The sequence below is a fragment of the Mesoterricola sp. JemC181 genome, assembly GCF_055384585.1.
In genome coordinates this window covers 4,877,852-4,892,373 of the sequence record NZ_AP045076.1, presented here as the reverse complement: position 1 = coordinate 4,892,373, position 14,522 = coordinate 4,877,852, and the positions used below count along the sequence as shown (strand labels likewise).

The window sequence follows — 14,522 nt, the reverse complement described above, 5'->3', positions numbered from 1 at the left end:
CCGGATCTCTTGGAGCGCCCATGCCCGATTTCTCGACCCAGCTTGCCCGGCCCGGCGTGGTGCGGGAGGACCTGGAATTCGACGTCCTGTTCGTGGGGGCCGGCCCCGCCAACCTGGCCGGGCTATGGCGCCTGCTGGACCTGGTGGAGGCCCGCAAGCTCACGGGGCTCACCATCGGCCTCATCGAGAAGGGGGACGAGATCGGGGACCACGCCTTCTCCGGGGCGGTCCTGGATCCCGCGGCCCTGGACGAGCTCTGCCCGGACTGGGCGGAGCGGGGCTTCCCCGCCGAGGGGCGGGTGACGTCCGAGGAGGTTTGGTACTTCACCGAGCGCGGGGGCCTCAAGGCGCCCTTCCCGCCGCCCTTCCTGGCCAACCACGGCTTCCCCATCGTCTCGCTGAGCCGGATGGTGCGCTGGATGGCGGCCGAGATCGAGAAGCGCGAGGTGCCCGGCGTGGACGTCATGCTCCTGCCCGGCTTCGCGGGGGTCAAGGTGCTGTGGGAGGACGGCCGGGTCGCCGGGGTCCAGACCGCGGACCGGGGCGTCAACGCCGACGGGTCCCCCCGGCCCACCTTCGAGCCCGGCAACAACCTGCGGGCCAAGGTGACGGTCTTCGGCGAGGGCCCCCGGGGCCACCTCATGCGCGAACTCGACGAGGCGCTGGGCCTCCAGGCCCAGGCCGTCAATCCCCAGGTGTACGAGACCGGGGCCAAGGAGATCTGGGAACTGCCCGCGGGCCGCGTCCCGGACGGCTTCGTCCTGCACTCCGCGGGCTGGCCCCAGGCCGAGGGCGAATCCGGCGGCTCCTTCGTGTACAAGATGGGCGGGGACCGGCTGGCCGTGGGGTACGTGGTGTCCCTGGACACCCGGGACCCCTTCGCCGACGCCCACCTGATGCTCCAGAAATTCAAGACCCACCCCCGCATCAAGGCGATGCTGGCCGGCGGCAGGCTGGTGCAGTACGGCGGCAAGGCCCTGGCCATCGGCGGCTGGAACTCCATGCCCCGCCTGGCCTTTGCCGGCGGGATGCTGGCCGGGGACGCGGCCCAGATGGTCAACGCGGGGCGCCTCAAGGGCATCCACCTGGCCATGAAGGGCGGGATGTGCGCGGCCGGGACCATCGCGGACGCCCTGGCCGAGGGGGATTTCGGCGAGGCCTCCCTCATGCGCTACAGCCGGTCCTACCTGGCCTCCTGGGCGGGCACCGAGCTCTACCGGGCCCGGAACTTCCACGCGATCATCGCCCACGGGCCCACGCCCGGGGCGCTGTTCAACCTGGCCCTGAGCCAGGTCACGGGCGGCTGGGTACCTGGGGATCCCCTGCGCCTGGAGGCCGACGCCGACGCCACCGCGACCACGGAGGCCTACTACGGCAAGGAGGGTCTCAAGCGCGACCAGCTGGACTGGGGCGTGAAGGCGGACGGCGCGCTCACGTTCTCCAAGCTGGACGACGTCTACGCCTCGGGCACGATGCACGACGAGCACCAGCCCGGCCACCTCAAGATCGTCAAGGGCGACCAGGTGTGCGTCTCCTGCTACGCGTCCAAGGGGAGCCCCTGCACGGTGTTCTGCCCCGCGCAGGTGTACGAGATGCATCCCGACGCCGCCGGGCGCGTGTCCAGGGTGGATATCGCCTTCTCCAATTGTGTCCATTGCAAGACTTGCGACATCAAGTGCCCGGAGGGGAACGTCATCTGGACGCCCCCCGAAGGCGGCGGCGGTCCCAAGTACACCCTCTGCTGAGAGTCCCCATGCTTGATCCGCGCCTTCTCGAGATCCTCTGCTGCCCCGCCTTGGACGGCGATACGGCCTGCCACGGCGACCTGGCCGAGACCCCCGCGGGGCTCGCCTGCGCCCGGTGCGGGCGGGTCTACCCCGTGGAGGACGGCATTCCCGTCATGCTCCAGGACAAGGCCGCGAAGGAGGCCCGATGAGACTCGACCGGGAACAGGCCGGCGCCCTCCTGGGGCTGATCCGGGGCCGGAAGGTGGCCGTGCTGGGCGACGTGATGCTGGACGAGTACCTCTTCGGCGAGGTGAGCCGCATCTCCCCCGAGGCCCCCGTGCCCATCGTCCGGGTGTCCCGGGAGCGGGCGGTGCTGGGCGGGGCCGCCAACGTCGCCGCGAACCTCAAGGCCGTGGGCGCCGATCCGGTCCTGGTGGGCTCCTTCCAGGACGACGCCGCGGGCCGGCGCCTGCGGGGACTGCTGGCAGGCCTGGACATCGCGCAGGACCGGCTGGTGGAGGACCCCTCCCGCCCCACCATCATCAAGACCCGGGTCATCGGGCAGCAGCAGCAGATGCTGCGCATCGACCGGGAGGAGACGGACCCCTTCTCCCCGGCGGCCGTCGAGGGCCTGTGCCGCAGCCTCGAGGCCGCCCTGGAAGGCGTGGGCGCGCTCATCATCTCCGACTACGCCAAGGGCGCCGTGAACCCTCCGGTCATGGACCGGGTCCGGCTCCTCTGCGCAAGGCTGGACATCCCCTGGATCGTCGACCCCAAGCCCGCCCACGCCCCCCTCTACCGGGGCGCCACGCTCATGACCCCCAACACCAAGGAGCTGACCGAGCTCAGCCACATGCCGGCCAAGGCCGACGCCGACGTGGCCGCGGCGGGCCTGGCCATGGTGGAGTCCCTGGAGCTCAAGGGCCTCCTGGTCACCCGCAGCGAGAAGGGCATGGCCCTCTTCACGCCCGAGGCCCTGCACCGGGAGCCCTGGCTCATCCCCACCGAGGCCCGGGAGGTGTTCGACGTCAGCGGCGCCGGCGACACGGTCATCGCGGTATTCGCCGCCGCCGTCGCCTCGGGGGCGGACTGGAAGCGGGCCGCGATGCTGGCCAACGCCGCGGCCGGAGTCGTGGTGGGCAAGATGGGCACGGCCACGGCGACGCCCGAGGAGATCCTCAGGCACTACCAGGACCAGGAGGCGATCTAGGAGGGTGGCCAAGCAATCGTGCGTGTCCCAGACTTGCGGCCCGGTTCGTTGGCGCAGCTTGCCTGCGCCAACGAACCGCGGCGGGAGTCTGGGACACGTATGCCTACTTGGCCGGGCTCCTAGTGTAGGCCGCCAGAAGAACAGGTAACACCTTGTCCCCCCCCCTTCGCCTCGGGTCCAGTTCAGGGCTTGGTATTGACGAGTCGCTTGATGCCCCCGTCCTCGAGGGGCCAGTTATGAAAATTGATCAGCAGGCCCACTTCGAAATTTGCAAAGTGGAGGCAGCTATTCAGTTGGGCGAAGTCGGCATCCGAAAACTTCGCAATGGCCTTCGCCTCGACGACCACCTTGTGGTCCACCACGATATCCATGATGTAGGCATTCTCGACGCACAATTCCTTGTAGGTGATGTCGAGGTGAACCTCGCGTAGGGCCTCGTGTCCGGCCAACCTGAGTTCATGGGCGAGGCAAGCCTTGTAGGCATTTTCCAGGAGTCCAGGCCCCAGAACTATCTGCACCCTGATGGCAGCGAGGATGATGGCTTCGGTGATATCTCGATGGGGATAGTTGTCGCCCCAATCTTCGCCCCAATGCCGACCCATGACTTCCTCCTTCGGGTCAGGAGTGCGCTCAATCACGCCGGGACGTTCAGGCCAGAATTCTTTCCTCGGTATCCTCGGCCTCCTCGGCGCCTCGGCGATGGGCTTTTCGACGGGTGCTTCGGCGCATGTAATCTTTGCGCCGACTGATACTTGAGAAAGCCATCGCCGAGGCGCCGAGGAGGCCGAGGATACCGAGGAAAAGAAAAAGGCAGGTTCGCCGTCAACCCTTGGCAGAGGCCGTCCGAATGGCCGCGAGGGCCTGCCGTGCTCGTGTCACCTTGGCGAGGATATCGTTCGCGGACGCGGTCCAAACAAATGGTTTCGGAGCGGCATTGTGTCTCGCGATATAGGTGTGGATCGCTGCTTCGAGTTCCGGGACGGATCTGAAAATACCCCTTCGGATGCGGTTCTCCGTGATGTCTCGGAAAAATCGCTCCACCATGTTCAACCACGATGAACTGGTGGGGGTGAAGTGAACGTGGACCCTCGAATGGCCTTTCAACCAGCTTTTGACCGCCGGATGTTTGTGGGTGGCGTAGTTGTCGCAAATGATGTGCAGAGCGAGTCGCTTCGACGTACCCCGCTCAAGCCGCTTGAGGAACTTCAGCCACTCCTCATGGCGATGACGTGGCATCGTGGCCGAGATCACCGTACCATCCAGCGTGTTCATGGCCGCAAAGAGGGTGGTCGTTCCATTGCGCTTGTAGTCGTGCGTCATGGTGCCGCAGCGACCCTTCTTCATCGGTAGGCCAGGCTGAGTCCGGTCCAGGGCCTGAATCTGGCTCTTCTCATCTACGCTCAGCACGATGGCATGCTCCGGAGGGTCCAGATACAGGGCCACGATGTCCACCAACTTCTCTTCGAAATGAGGATCGTTGCTTAACTTGAAACCAACGGTGCGGTGCGGCTTGAGGCCATTCTGACGCCAAATGCGTCCCACCGTGCTCTCGCTCACCCCGGTGGCCTGCGCCATGGAGGCCCGGCTCCAGTGCGTGGCATTGACGGGCTGTTCCTGCGTCGTCTTATGGAGCACCTCTTGCCCCTTCAAAGCAATCACCCAAGACTTCCGGCCTCGACCTGGGCGTTCCCTCTCGAGGCCATCGAAGCCCGCTTCCTCCCATCGCTTGAGGCATTGCCAAGCAGTCCGATGATCACAGCCCAAAGCCTGGCCGATGTCACGAAAGGACTCGCCAGAAGCTCGATGAAGAACAATCTTGGCCCGCAGGACGCTGCGCGCAGGCAAGGTCCGGCTCCGCGCCATTTCCTCAAGGCGTCTGAATTGCTCCACAGTTAGATCAACTCGCCCCACTTGCGCCAAAGTTCTCACCTGCCGCTTGGATGCGACGAGCTGTATTGGCGTTACAGGTATTTCTGGCGGCCTACACTAGTCCCTCAGTTCGATGCTGAGGTAGAAGTGGTCCCCCTTGGGGAGCCGCTCCAGGACCTGCCGGAAGTTCAGGTCGAAGGTCTCGGTCGTCCCGGCGCCGACGCTGCCGATCTTGGTGCCGCCGGAGGCGACGCCCAGGAGGCGATCCTCGGCGTCGAAGACCGCGACGGAGAACCCGGGCGTCCGGTCCTTGGCGGCGGTGTTGGTCACCTCGACCTTGGCGCGGGTGCCGAAATCGGCCCCCTTGAGGGGCCACACGTTGGCTTCGCGCTTGTTGAAGTAGATGGAGGTGACCTTCAGGCCGTCGATCTCCACGCCCTTGATGGGGATCAGGGCGTTCCAGGTGAAGGGGAGCCGGAAGCTGGCGAAGCTCAGGGGCTGGGCCGGGGGGGGCGTGGCGGGGGCGGGTTCCTGGGGGGCGAGGGCGAGCAGGACGGGCAGGAGCAGGGAGAGCATGGGGCTTCCTTTGTCAGTTTCTGCCGAAGAGGCCGCCGAAGAGGCTCTTCTTGGCAGGGGCCAGCTCGGGAGCCGGCAGGGGCGCCTCGGCGGAGGAGGGGGCGCCGTCCCGCCGCTTGCGATCGAAGACGGGACGCAGGGCGGGGACCTTGACCGCCTCGATCCAGTGGTCGCTGAACTGGCGGGCGACCATGTGGTACTCGTGGACGCGGCCCTGCTCGATCCAGGCGGTGACCTGGTCGATGGTGACGTTGTTCAGGGTCTCCTGCTCCATCTGGATCTTCAGGAGGTCGGCGCCCGGGGCGACGGGAGCCTCCATGGGCCGGGGCGGCGGCGGCAGCTCGGCCCTGGGGGGCGGCGGCGGCATGGGCGGGGGCGTGGGGGGCCGGGCGCCCACCGAGGCCATGGCCGCCTGGATCTCCTGGGCCGTGAGCTTCATGGTGGAGGCGGTGGCTTCGGCGGCGGCGGCCGGGGCGTTCCCCCCCAGGGTGACGTCCAGGGCGCTGAGGGTGGCCTCCACGTCCATGGGGCTGCGGGAGCCCAGGAAGCGGCGCTCGCTGGTGGAGGCATGGACGGCGGGGGCGTCCTCGCCCATGAGCTTCGAGATGGCGTCCCGGGCGGAGGAGAAACCCCCGGAGGCGGTGGGATCGCCTTCGGCGACCTCAGGCACGCCGGGGGGCGGGTTGATCACGAGGGTCTTCTCCATGATCTCCTCGTCGGCGCCATCCAGGTCCCCGAGGGTCAGGGAGGGGGGCGGCGGCGCGTCGAACGCGGCGAAGATGGAGGGCTCCTCCACAGGCGCGGCGGGGATGGAGGGCTCCTCCACGGGCGCGGCGGCCGGAAGGAGCCTTCCGACCACCTCGGCGATGTCGAAAATCGTCTCGCACCGGAAGCACTTCGCGCGGCGCAGGCCGGCGTGGACGCGTTCGGGGGCGAGCGTGAAGCGGGTGGAGCAGCCTGGACACCGAATGGTTTCTGTCACGGTCATCTCCGGGGGGAAACAATTTTTTAAAGGATATGCCCATTTTTGGAGATTGTGCAGCTTCAGTGGCGCCTGCCGGGGCGGCGATTCGTCCTCCGGGCCCCCGAGCGGGTATTCTCTAGGGGTGCCGAGGGGCGCTGGGAGGTTGCGTGGCGGGGCTGTTCATCACGATGGAAGGGATCGAGGGGTCGGGCAAGTCCACCCAGCTGCGCAAGCTGGCCTCGCGGCTCTCGGACTGCGGGATCCCTGTGGACGTGTCCAAGGAGCCCGGGGGCACGCCCCTGTGCCGCGAGCTGCGCCAGCTCCTCCTGGAGCCCCACGCCTCGGGGGAGGCCTGGTGCTCCAAGGCCGAGCTCCTGCTGTTCTATGCCGACCGCGCCCAGCACCTGGCCGAGTATGTCCTGCCCGCCCTGGAGAAGGGGCACCTGGTCCTGCTGGACCGCTTCGACGATTCCACCCGCGCCTACCAGGGGGCCCAGGGCATCAGCGACTCCGTGGTCGAGCGCATCGGGGAGGTGGTGCTGGGGCGCCTGAAGCCCAACCTCACCATCCTCCTGGACATGGATCCCGTCGTCTCCCTGGCCCGGGTGGAGGCGCGCAACGCGGCCGCCAGCGGCTTCCGGGAGACCCGGTTCGACCAGGAGCACCTGGAGTTCCACCGGCGGGTGCGCTCCCGCTTCCTGGCCATCGCCCAGAAGGAGCCCCAGCGGGTGGTGGTCGTGCCCGCCCAGGACGCACCGGAGGCGGTGGAGGAGGCCATCTGGAAAAGCCTGGCGCCCCTCCTGCGCACCGCCGGGCTGAAGGTGGAATAGTGTTCGACCCCCTGATCCTGGGCCACCGGGCCATCCGGGAACGCCTGCTCACCCGCGTGCAGGAGGAGAAGGTGGGCGGCTCGCTGCTCTTCGCCGGCCCCGACGGGGTCGGCAAGCGCCGCGTGGCCATGGAGCTGGCCCAGCGCGAGCTGTGCTTCCGCCGCACCGCCTGCGGAGCGTGCGAGGGGTGCCGGATGTTCCAGGGGGAGGTGCCCGTGGAGCTGCCCAACCTGCTGCGCATCGCCCCCGAAGGGAAGGCCGGCCTCATCAAGATCGGCTCGATCCGCGAGGACGACCTGGTCGAGGGGGGCGTCATCAGCTGGGCCCACCGCGCGCCGGCCCCGGGGTGCCACCGCTGGATCCTCGTGGAGGACGCCCACCGCCTGAACGGGGCCTCGGCGAACATGCTCCTCAAGACCCTGGAGGAACCCCCTCCCGGCACCTGCTTCCTGCTCGTCACCCACCGCCCCGAGGCCATGCTCCAGACCATCCGCAGCCGGTGCGAGCGCATCCCCTTCCTGCCCCTGTCGGCGGAGGACGCCTGGGCCGTGGCCCGCAGGGCGGGCTGGGAGGAGGCGCACCGGGCGCGCTGGACGGCCCTGTCCGGCGGGACCCTGCGCTACCTGGACGAGGCCGCCTTCCAGCGCGCCTCGGACCAGGTGGACGCCTGGATCAACGTGGCCGGGGGCGCCGCCTTCAGCGGCGCCGGCGCCGCGCTGGCCCCGGACAAGAGTTCGGACGCCAGCCAGAACGAGCAGGTCAGCCAGTGCCTGGAGCTCCTGCTCCTGGTGCTGGGCGACGTCGGGCGGATCCGGGAGGGCCGCGGGCTGCGCCTGGGCCCCTGGGCCGCCGGCCTGACGAAGCTGGCCGAGTCCCCCATGGCCCTGGAGCCCGTCCAGGCCCGGGCCTTCGAGGCGATGCGGAACCTGGCCCGCAACCCCTCGGCCGAATCGCTCCTGCGCGAAGTGGCGATGGCCTGCGGCTGACCGGGAGCTACTTGTCCAGGTTGCGGGTCTCGTCGGCCAGCATGACGCAGCCCTTGCCGCTGGCCTTGGCCTTGAGGAGGGCGCGGTCGGCCTTCTCCAGCAGGTGGTCGGCGCCGTCGGCGTCGGCGGGGAAGGAGGCCACGCCCACGCTGATGGATACGGCGACCTTGACCTTGCCCACCTGGAGCGGGCTTCTCACCAGGGCGTTGAGGAGCCGCTCGCCGATCTTGGCGGCGACGGGGGCGGTGGAGCCGGGGATGATGATGCAGAATTCGTCCCCGCCGTAGCGGTAGAGGCGGTCCAGGTTGCGGATGATCTGCTTGGCCTCCAGGGCCACGGTGGAGATCACACGGCTCCCGGTGGGATGGCCGAACTGGCTGTTGAGCTCCTTGAGGTTGTCCACATCCAGGAAGAGGAGGGCCACGGACTCGCCCCGCACGGAGGCGCTCCGGATGGCCTGGGGCAGCTCCACCTCCAGGCAGCGCCGGTTGTAGGCCACGGTCAGGTCGTCCCGGTACGAGAGGTTCCGGCTCTGCTCCAGGTTCCAGGCCTTCACCAGGAGGTCGTCCACCTCCGTGATCCAGCCCAGGAACGTGTCCTGGGGCGCCCGGGGCTCCACCAGGCGCAGGAGGCCCAGCTTCTCGCGGGGGCACAGGAAGAAGGCCTCCCCGGCCTCCACCAGGGCCTCGGCCTCGCTGAACCCCACCGGGGCCTCGGGGAAGCCCGCCCCGCAGCGCTGGAAGAAGCTCTCCTCCTGGCGGATCCAGATGGCCCCGCCCCGGGCGGCGGAAAGGCCCATGGCCCGGGCGAGGATGGGCCTGAGCAGCTCGTCCAGGGTGGCCAGGTGGATCATCTGCCGGAGCCAGCCGTCGCTGCCCAGGTCCCGGCTGCGGATGCGGTGGAGGGCCTCCCGCACCCGGTCCAGGGGCTGGTCCTGGCGCGCCACCCAGCCGAAGCGCAGGCTCAGCACAAGGCTCACCTCCTCGGGGTCGGCCTCCTTCACCCACCAGAGGATCTCGGAACCGGAAGGGGGGATCCACCTGGGGTCGGGGCGGTCGGCGACGATGACCACGGTCCCGTCCCCGGGCTCGGGCGAGAGGCCGTGCCCCCACGAGGCCAGGGCCTCCTCCAGGGCCGGGAGCCCCTGGGCAGGGTGGATCGCGAGGAGGCCGATGGTCATGTCAGCTCAGGGCCGCGTTGAGGCGGGAGGAAAGGTGCTCCAGGTGGGAGAGGAGGGTGTCCAGCTGCGTCTTGACCTCGCGGCCGCTGCGCTCGGCGCGCACCCACCGCTTGAGGAGGTTGAGGGCCTGGGGATCCCGCACGCCCAGGGGCTTGGTGGTCTGGATCAGGCGGTGGGTCAGCCTCGAGCGGTCCGGGGCGTCGCCGCGGGTCTCGCAAAGCGCCTGCCCCAGGCGCAGCGCCTCCCGGGAGGTCGTGAGGTCCAGGCGGATCAGGGGCACGCGGGCGTTGATGCGGAGCAGGAACTGGTCCAGGAAGCGCAGGATTTCGCCCACGGTCTCCGAGGCCTCCTCGAGCGACGTCTCGATGACGGCCGGATCCTCCAGGGTCCGGGTGAACTGCAGGGTGAGCCGCTCGAACTCCTGGCGGTCCACGCTGCGAATGAGGAGGAACTCCGGGCTCCGGCGGAAGCTCGCCACCTGGCCCTGGGCCTGGGAGAGGGCCAGCGCCAGGCGGGGCCAGCTCCTGAGCTCCAGGTGGAGCCGGATCTGGCCGAGCGCGGGATCCATGTACTGCCAGAGGCGGTGCAGGCGCTGGCGGAGCCGGTCCCCCTCCTCCGTGAGGGACGGGGAGTCCGGGAAGAGCTTGTGGCGCAGCTCGGGGCTGAACAGGCCCACCAGGTCGCCCATGAGCTGGCGCTGGTGGGACAGGAGGAGGGCCTTGAGGTTGTCGAGCGTCGTGGCCAGCTGGTCCACGTCGTCGTTGGTCAGGGTCTGGAGCAGGAGGCCCCGGATGGTGGCCTGGTCCTGCAGGAGGCTCAGCACCGCCTGGCGCAGGAAGGCGCCCAGGAGCAGGGACTCCTCGCTGCCCTTGGGCAGGTTCTCCGCCGCCCGGGGGTGGAAGACCCGCTCGGCCAGCCGGCCCAGTTCGCTCTCGATGACGTAGAAGTGGGGCACCGAGGCGAAGCGCCTGGGGATGGAGGCGTTCACCGCGGGCTCCATGCCCTCCACCAGGCTCAGGAGGGCCAGGTGGCTCACCAGGGCCCGGGCCACGATGCGGAAGGAGGGCGGGTGGCTCTCGCGCAGCTGCTTGAGCAGCGCGCGCACGTCGCCGGGGAGGCTCTTCTCCAGGAGGCGGTCCTCCACCCGGGGCAGGCTCCAGCCCAGGTGGTTCCACAGCCACTGCAGGCTGCCCCGGATGTGCTCCACCGCGGGCCAGTGGACGCCGCGGTCCAGGGGGCGGAAGAGGATGATGCGCAGGCTGCTGATGACGTGCTGCACGAGCAGGAGCGGTTCGGCCCGCAGGCGGGTGGACTCGGGCAGGGCGCCGCCCAGGAGGGCCTCCATCTTCCGGATGGCCTCCAGGGGGTTGCCCGAGCCGGACTGCAGGGCCCGGTTGAGGGTCTTCATCTGCTGGTTGAGCCTGGCCACCAGGGCCGGGCCGTCCTCCATGCCGGCCAGGACGGCGAAGATGCTCCGGATGTGGTCCCGCTCCTCCTGGAGATAGGCGGTCCAGTGGTCCTTGAGCTGGGAGCCCTCGCCCGAGCCCAGGGAGGTGGCCATGGTGCGAAGGCTGGCGATGAGGTCCAGGAGGTGGATGACCCAGTCCGGCTCCAGGTTCTGGTCCAGCACCTCCCGGTGCGCCGCGGAGGCCAGTTCGCCCAGGGTGTCCAGGCTGTGCTGGAGCACCAGGCCCATGGCCGGACGCACCTCGCCCAGCCGCCTTTCGGAGAACTGGTTCAGGAAGGCGAGGAAAAGTCCGAAGGCCCGGCGGAGTTTCGCGAGGTGCAGGGACTCCCCCACCAGGAAGGCCTCCCCGGGTCCGGTCTCCAAAAGCGGGAAGACGTCGCCGCCTCCGACGCGAAGTATCTCATCCAATAACTGGAGATCCTGGCGCGAAAGTCCCTTCTCCCGGATGAGTTCCCGGACCAAATCGAGGCGCTGACCGGAGGACTGGGCGCTGGGCATGCCCCCAGGATAGCCTGTTGGTTGAATCTCGCTATATCCCAAGCACCTGATTGTAGGTGTACACTGCCCATCAACCCCCTTGGGAGGATCCATTGGCTAGCAAGCTAGGTGAAATGCTTGTGAAGGCTCAGCTGATAACGGAAATTCAGCTGGACGACGCCATCAAGCTGCAGCGCCGCGAAGGCGGGAAGCTCGGCAGCATCGTGGTCCGCCTGGGATTCTGCTCGGACCAGGACATCGTGAGCTTCCTGGGGATGCAGTACGGCGTGCCGGCGGCCGACCTGGACCAGTGGCCCCCCATCGAACCCTCCGTCATCGCCCTGGTGCCCTCCGAGCTGGCCAACAAGCACAAGGTCCTCCCCCTGCAGCGGTCCGGGAACGTGCTCACCATGGCCATGTCCGATCCCACGGACATCTTCGCCATGGACGACGTGCGGTTCCACACGGGCTACAACATCGACCCGGTGGTGTCCTCGGAACGGGGGCTGGTACGGGCGATCGAACGCTACTACGGCGGCACCAGTGCCGTCCGCCTGCGGGACCGCCAGGACGACGGGCGCGGCGTCTACAACGCCGGGGCGCCGGGTTCGGACGCCGGCGCCTCCGCCGGCGGGCCCTCCGACGACTTCGGGGACCACGAGGACGCCAGCCTCGACCTGAAGGGCCTCGAGGAGGAGATGGCCGAGTCCACCCAGTACGAGACGCTGGACGAGGAGGACGAGGTCAACGCCACGGCCCTGGGCAAGGCGTCCGAGGACGCCCCGGTGGTGCGGCTCGTGAACATCGTGCTCATCGACGCCATCCGCAAGGGCGCCTCCGACATCCACATCGAGCCCTACGAGAAGCACTACCGCATCCGGTTCCGCATCGACGGCCTGCTCCAGGAGGTGATGCGGCCCAGCATCAAGCTCAAGGACCCCGTCACCTCCCGCGTCAAGATCCTGGCCAAGCTCAACATCGCGGAAAAGCGCCTGCCCCAGGACGGCCGCATCAAGCTGCGGGTGCAGCTGGGCGGCAAGCAGAAGGTCATCGACTACCGGGTGAGCATCCTTCCGACCCTGTTCGGCGAGAAGATCGTGCTGCGGCTCCTGGACTCGGACAAGCTCATGCTGGACCTCACCAAGCTGGGCTTCGAGCCCGAGAGCCTCCAGCAGTGGGACCGCCAGATCAGCAAGCCCTACGGCATGGTGCTGGTGACCGGGCCCACCGGATCGGGCAAGACCAACACCCTCTATTCCTCCATCTCCAAGCTCAACACCGCGGACGTGAACATCATGACCGCCGAGGATCCCGTCGAATTCAACTTCGCCGGCATCAACCAGGTGCAGATGAAGGAGCAGATCGGCCTGAACTTCGCGGCGGCCCTGCGCAGCTTCCTGCGCCAGGATCCCAACATCATCCTGGTGGGCGAGATCCGGGACTTCGAGACGGCCGAGATCGCCATCAAGGCCTCCCTCACGGGCCACCTGGTGCTCTCCACCCTCCACACCAACGACGCCCCCTCCACCATCAACCGCCTCATGAACATGGGCGTGGAGCCGTTCCTGGTGGCCACCTCCGTCAACATCATCTGCGCCCAGCGCCTGGTCCGGCGCATCTGCGCCAACTGCAAGCAGCCCGATCCGCACCAGCCGCCCCCGGAGGCCCTGCTCAAGGTGGGCTTCACGGAGGAGGAGGTCAAGCGCGGCGTCATCCTGAAGAAGGGCGCCGGCTGCGAGATATGCGGGGGCCGCGGCTACAAGGGCCGCGTGGGGCTTTACGAAGTACTGGAGATGTCCGAGACCCTCAAGGACATGATCCTCACCGGGGCGAGCGCCATCGAGCTGAGGGAGCAGGCCCAGAAGGAAGGGATGATCACCCTGAGGCGTTCGGGTTGCCGCAAGGTCCTGGACGGCGTCACCACCATCGAGGAAATCGTCCGCGAGACGGTCCTCTAGTCCCATAAAGGGGTAGCAATCATGGTCGAACCCAGTGCCCAGTACGTAGTGCCCCTCCAGCAGCTCCTGAAGACGATGGTCGAATATGGGGGGACCGACCTCCACGTCACCACCGACACCGCCCCGCAGGTGCGCATCGACGGGCGCATGGTCCCCCTGAAGCTGCCGCCCCTGGAGGCCTCCCAGACCCGGTGGCTCTGCTACGGCGTCATGACCGACCAGCAGAAGCACCGCCTGGAGGAGGACCTGGAGGTGGACTTCTCCTTCGGCCTGCAGGGGGTGTCGCGCTTCCGGGCCAACGTCTTCAACCAGAAGGGCGCCACCGCCGGCGTGTTCCGGGCCATTCCCGAGACCATCCGCAGCTTCGAGCAGCTGGGCCTGCCCCCCATCGCCCAGACGCTCTGCGACAAGCCCCGCGGCCTGATCCTGGTCACCGGCGTCACCGGCTCGGGCAAGTCCACCACCCTGGCCGCCATGATCGACCGGATCAACGAGGTGGAGCCCCTCCACATCCTCACCATCGAGGATCCCGTGGAATACGTGCACCACCACAAGCGCTGCCTGGTGAACCAGCGCGAGATCCACGCCGATACGCACAGCTTCAAGAAGGCCCTTCGCTCGGCGCTGCGCCAGGATCCCGACGTGGTTCTGGTGGGCGAACTGCGCGACCTGGAGACCATCGAGGCGGCCCTGACCATCGCCGAGACCGGCCACCTCACGTTCGGCACCCTGCACACCAGTTCGTGCGTGCAGACCATGAACCGCATCATCGACGTGTTCCCCGCCCACCAGCAGCCCCAGATCCGCGCCCAGCTCTCCCTGGTGCTGGAAGGGGTCATCTGCCAGTCCCTCATCCCCAAGTCGTCGGGCAAGGGCCGGTGCCTGGCCCTGGAGGTGATGATCCCCAATCCCGCCATCCGCAACCTGATCCGCGAGGACAAGATCCACCAGATCTACAGTTCCATGCAGACCGGCCAGCTGAAGTTCGGCATGCAGACCTTCAACCAGAGCCTCTCCGAGCTGGTGCTGAAGGGCGACATCACCCAGGACATGGCCATGTCCTACTCCTCCAACCAGGACGAGCTGCGCGAGCTCATCAACCGGGGCGTCGGCACCCAGAACATGGTGCCCATGAACCAGGGCAAGCCAACGAGCCAGCCGAACAGCGTGCTGGGAGGCCGGAATCCCAATATTAAATACACCTAGAATAAGGACATCATGGCTTCCCATGGCTAAACATTGGCCTTATCCTGGTCCCACTGACACGTCCCAAATCT

At 68.1% G+C, this 14,522-nt stretch carries 13 protein-coding genes; 7 read left to right on the top strand and 6 right to left on the bottom strand.

Annotated features, from left to right (window positions below; translation table 11 throughout):
* The first annotated feature begins 20 nt into the window (after positions 1–20).
* The 3 genes from ACZ5MC_RS21275 to rfaE1 are packed head-to-tail and all read left to right on the top strand — an operon-like array spanning position 21 to position 2,937.
* A complete protein-coding gene (locus ACZ5MC_RS21275; protein WP_464516729.1) occupies positions 21–1,745 on the top strand; it encodes an electron transfer flavoprotein-ubiquinone oxidoreductase in 1,725 nt (574 codons plus the stop codon).
* 8 nt (positions 1,746–1,753) lie between these two features.
* Positions 1,754–1,936 carry a Trm112 family protein gene (locus ACZ5MC_RS21270; protein WP_464516728.1) on the top strand — a complete coding sequence of 61 codons (183 nt, stop codon included), beginning with the start codon at positions 1,754–1,756 and terminating at the stop codon, positions 1,934–1,936.
* Positions 1,933–2,937, top strand: a complete 1,005-nt coding sequence (gene rfaE1 / locus ACZ5MC_RS21265) for a D-glycero-beta-D-manno-heptose-7-phosphate kinase (protein ID WP_306597913.1) — start codon at positions 1,933–1,935, stop codon at positions 2,935–2,937. The genes ACZ5MC_RS21270 and rfaE1 overlap by 4 nt, the downstream gene beginning before the upstream one ends.
* 182 nt (positions 2,938–3,119) lie before the next feature.
* On the opposite strand, the gene ACZ5MC_RS21260 is transcribed toward rfaE1, so the two are convergent.
* The 4 genes from ACZ5MC_RS21260 to ACZ5MC_RS21245 form a co-directional block, all read right to left on the bottom strand.
* On the bottom strand, positions 3,120–3,539 hold the full coding sequence (locus ACZ5MC_RS21260) for a GxxExxY protein (RefSeq protein WP_464516727.1): 420 nt from the start codon (positions 3,537–3,539) through the stop codon (positions 3,120–3,122).
* 220 nt (positions 3,540–3,759) lie between these two features.
* Complete coding sequence (locus ACZ5MC_RS21255) at positions 3,760–4,800, bottom strand: IS630 family transposase (protein ID WP_306597910.1); 1,041 nt, start codon at positions 4,798–4,800, stop codon at positions 3,760–3,762.
* Positions 4,801–4,923: 123 nt separating this feature from the next.
* Positions 4,924–5,382, bottom strand: a complete 459-nt coding sequence (locus ACZ5MC_RS21250; RefSeq protein WP_306597909.1) for a hypothetical protein — start codon at positions 5,380–5,382, stop codon at positions 4,924–4,926.
* 13 nt (positions 5,383–5,395) lie between these two features.
* Positions 5,396–6,364 (bottom strand): zinc-ribbon domain-containing protein, encoded by a 969-nt coding sequence (locus tag ACZ5MC_RS21245; RefSeq protein ID WP_464516726.1) that lies wholly within the window; start codon positions 6,362–6,364, stop codon positions 5,396–5,398.
* A gap of 149 nt (positions 6,365–6,513) precedes the next feature.
* Here ACZ5MC_RS21245 and tmk point away from each other — a divergent pair, with 149 nt between their 5' ends.
* Together tmk and ACZ5MC_RS21235 are read left to right on the top strand one after the other, a co-directional pair.
* Positions 6,514–7,176 (top strand): dTMP kinase, encoded by a 663-nt coding sequence (gene tmk / locus ACZ5MC_RS21240; RefSeq protein WP_306597907.1) that lies wholly within the window; start codon positions 6,514–6,516, stop codon positions 7,174–7,176.
* Positions 7,176–8,162: a hypothetical protein gene (locus ACZ5MC_RS21235; RefSeq protein WP_306597906.1), complete on the top strand. Its 987-nt coding sequence runs from the start codon at positions 7,176–7,178 to the stop codon at positions 8,160–8,162. Before tmk ends, ACZ5MC_RS21235 begins: the two co-directional genes overlap by 1 nt.
* Before the next feature lie 7 nt (positions 8,163–8,169).
* Here ACZ5MC_RS21235 and ACZ5MC_RS21230 read toward each other — a convergent pair whose 3' ends face one another.
* Together ACZ5MC_RS21230 and ACZ5MC_RS21225 are read right to left on the bottom strand one after the other, a co-directional pair.
* The gene (locus ACZ5MC_RS21230; protein ID WP_306597905.1) at positions 8,170–9,342 is read right to left on the bottom strand and encodes a GGDEF domain-containing protein; all 1,173 of its coding nucleotides are present in this window, start codon (positions 9,340–9,342) and stop codon (positions 8,170–8,172) included.
* 1 nt (position 9,343) lies between these two features.
* On the bottom strand, positions 9,344–11,218 hold the full coding sequence (locus tag ACZ5MC_RS21225) for a hypothetical protein (protein ID WP_306597904.1): 1,875 nt from the start codon (positions 11,216–11,218) through the stop codon (positions 9,344–9,346).
* A 203-nt stretch (positions 11,219–11,421) separates the two neighbouring features.
* Here ACZ5MC_RS21225 and pilB point away from each other — a divergent pair, with 203 nt between their 5' ends.
* Entirely contained in the window at positions 11,422–13,245 is a 1,824-nt protein-coding gene (gene pilB, locus ACZ5MC_RS21220) for a type IV-A pilus assembly ATPase PilB (RefSeq protein WP_306597903.1), read from the top strand.
* Between the two features lie 21 nt (positions 13,246–13,266).
* Positions 13,267–14,451 (top strand): type IV pilus twitching motility protein PilT, encoded by a 1,185-nt coding sequence (locus ACZ5MC_RS21215; protein ID WP_306597902.1) that lies wholly within the window; start codon positions 13,267–13,269, stop codon positions 14,449–14,451.
* Positions 14,452–14,522 lie beyond the last annotated feature (71 nt).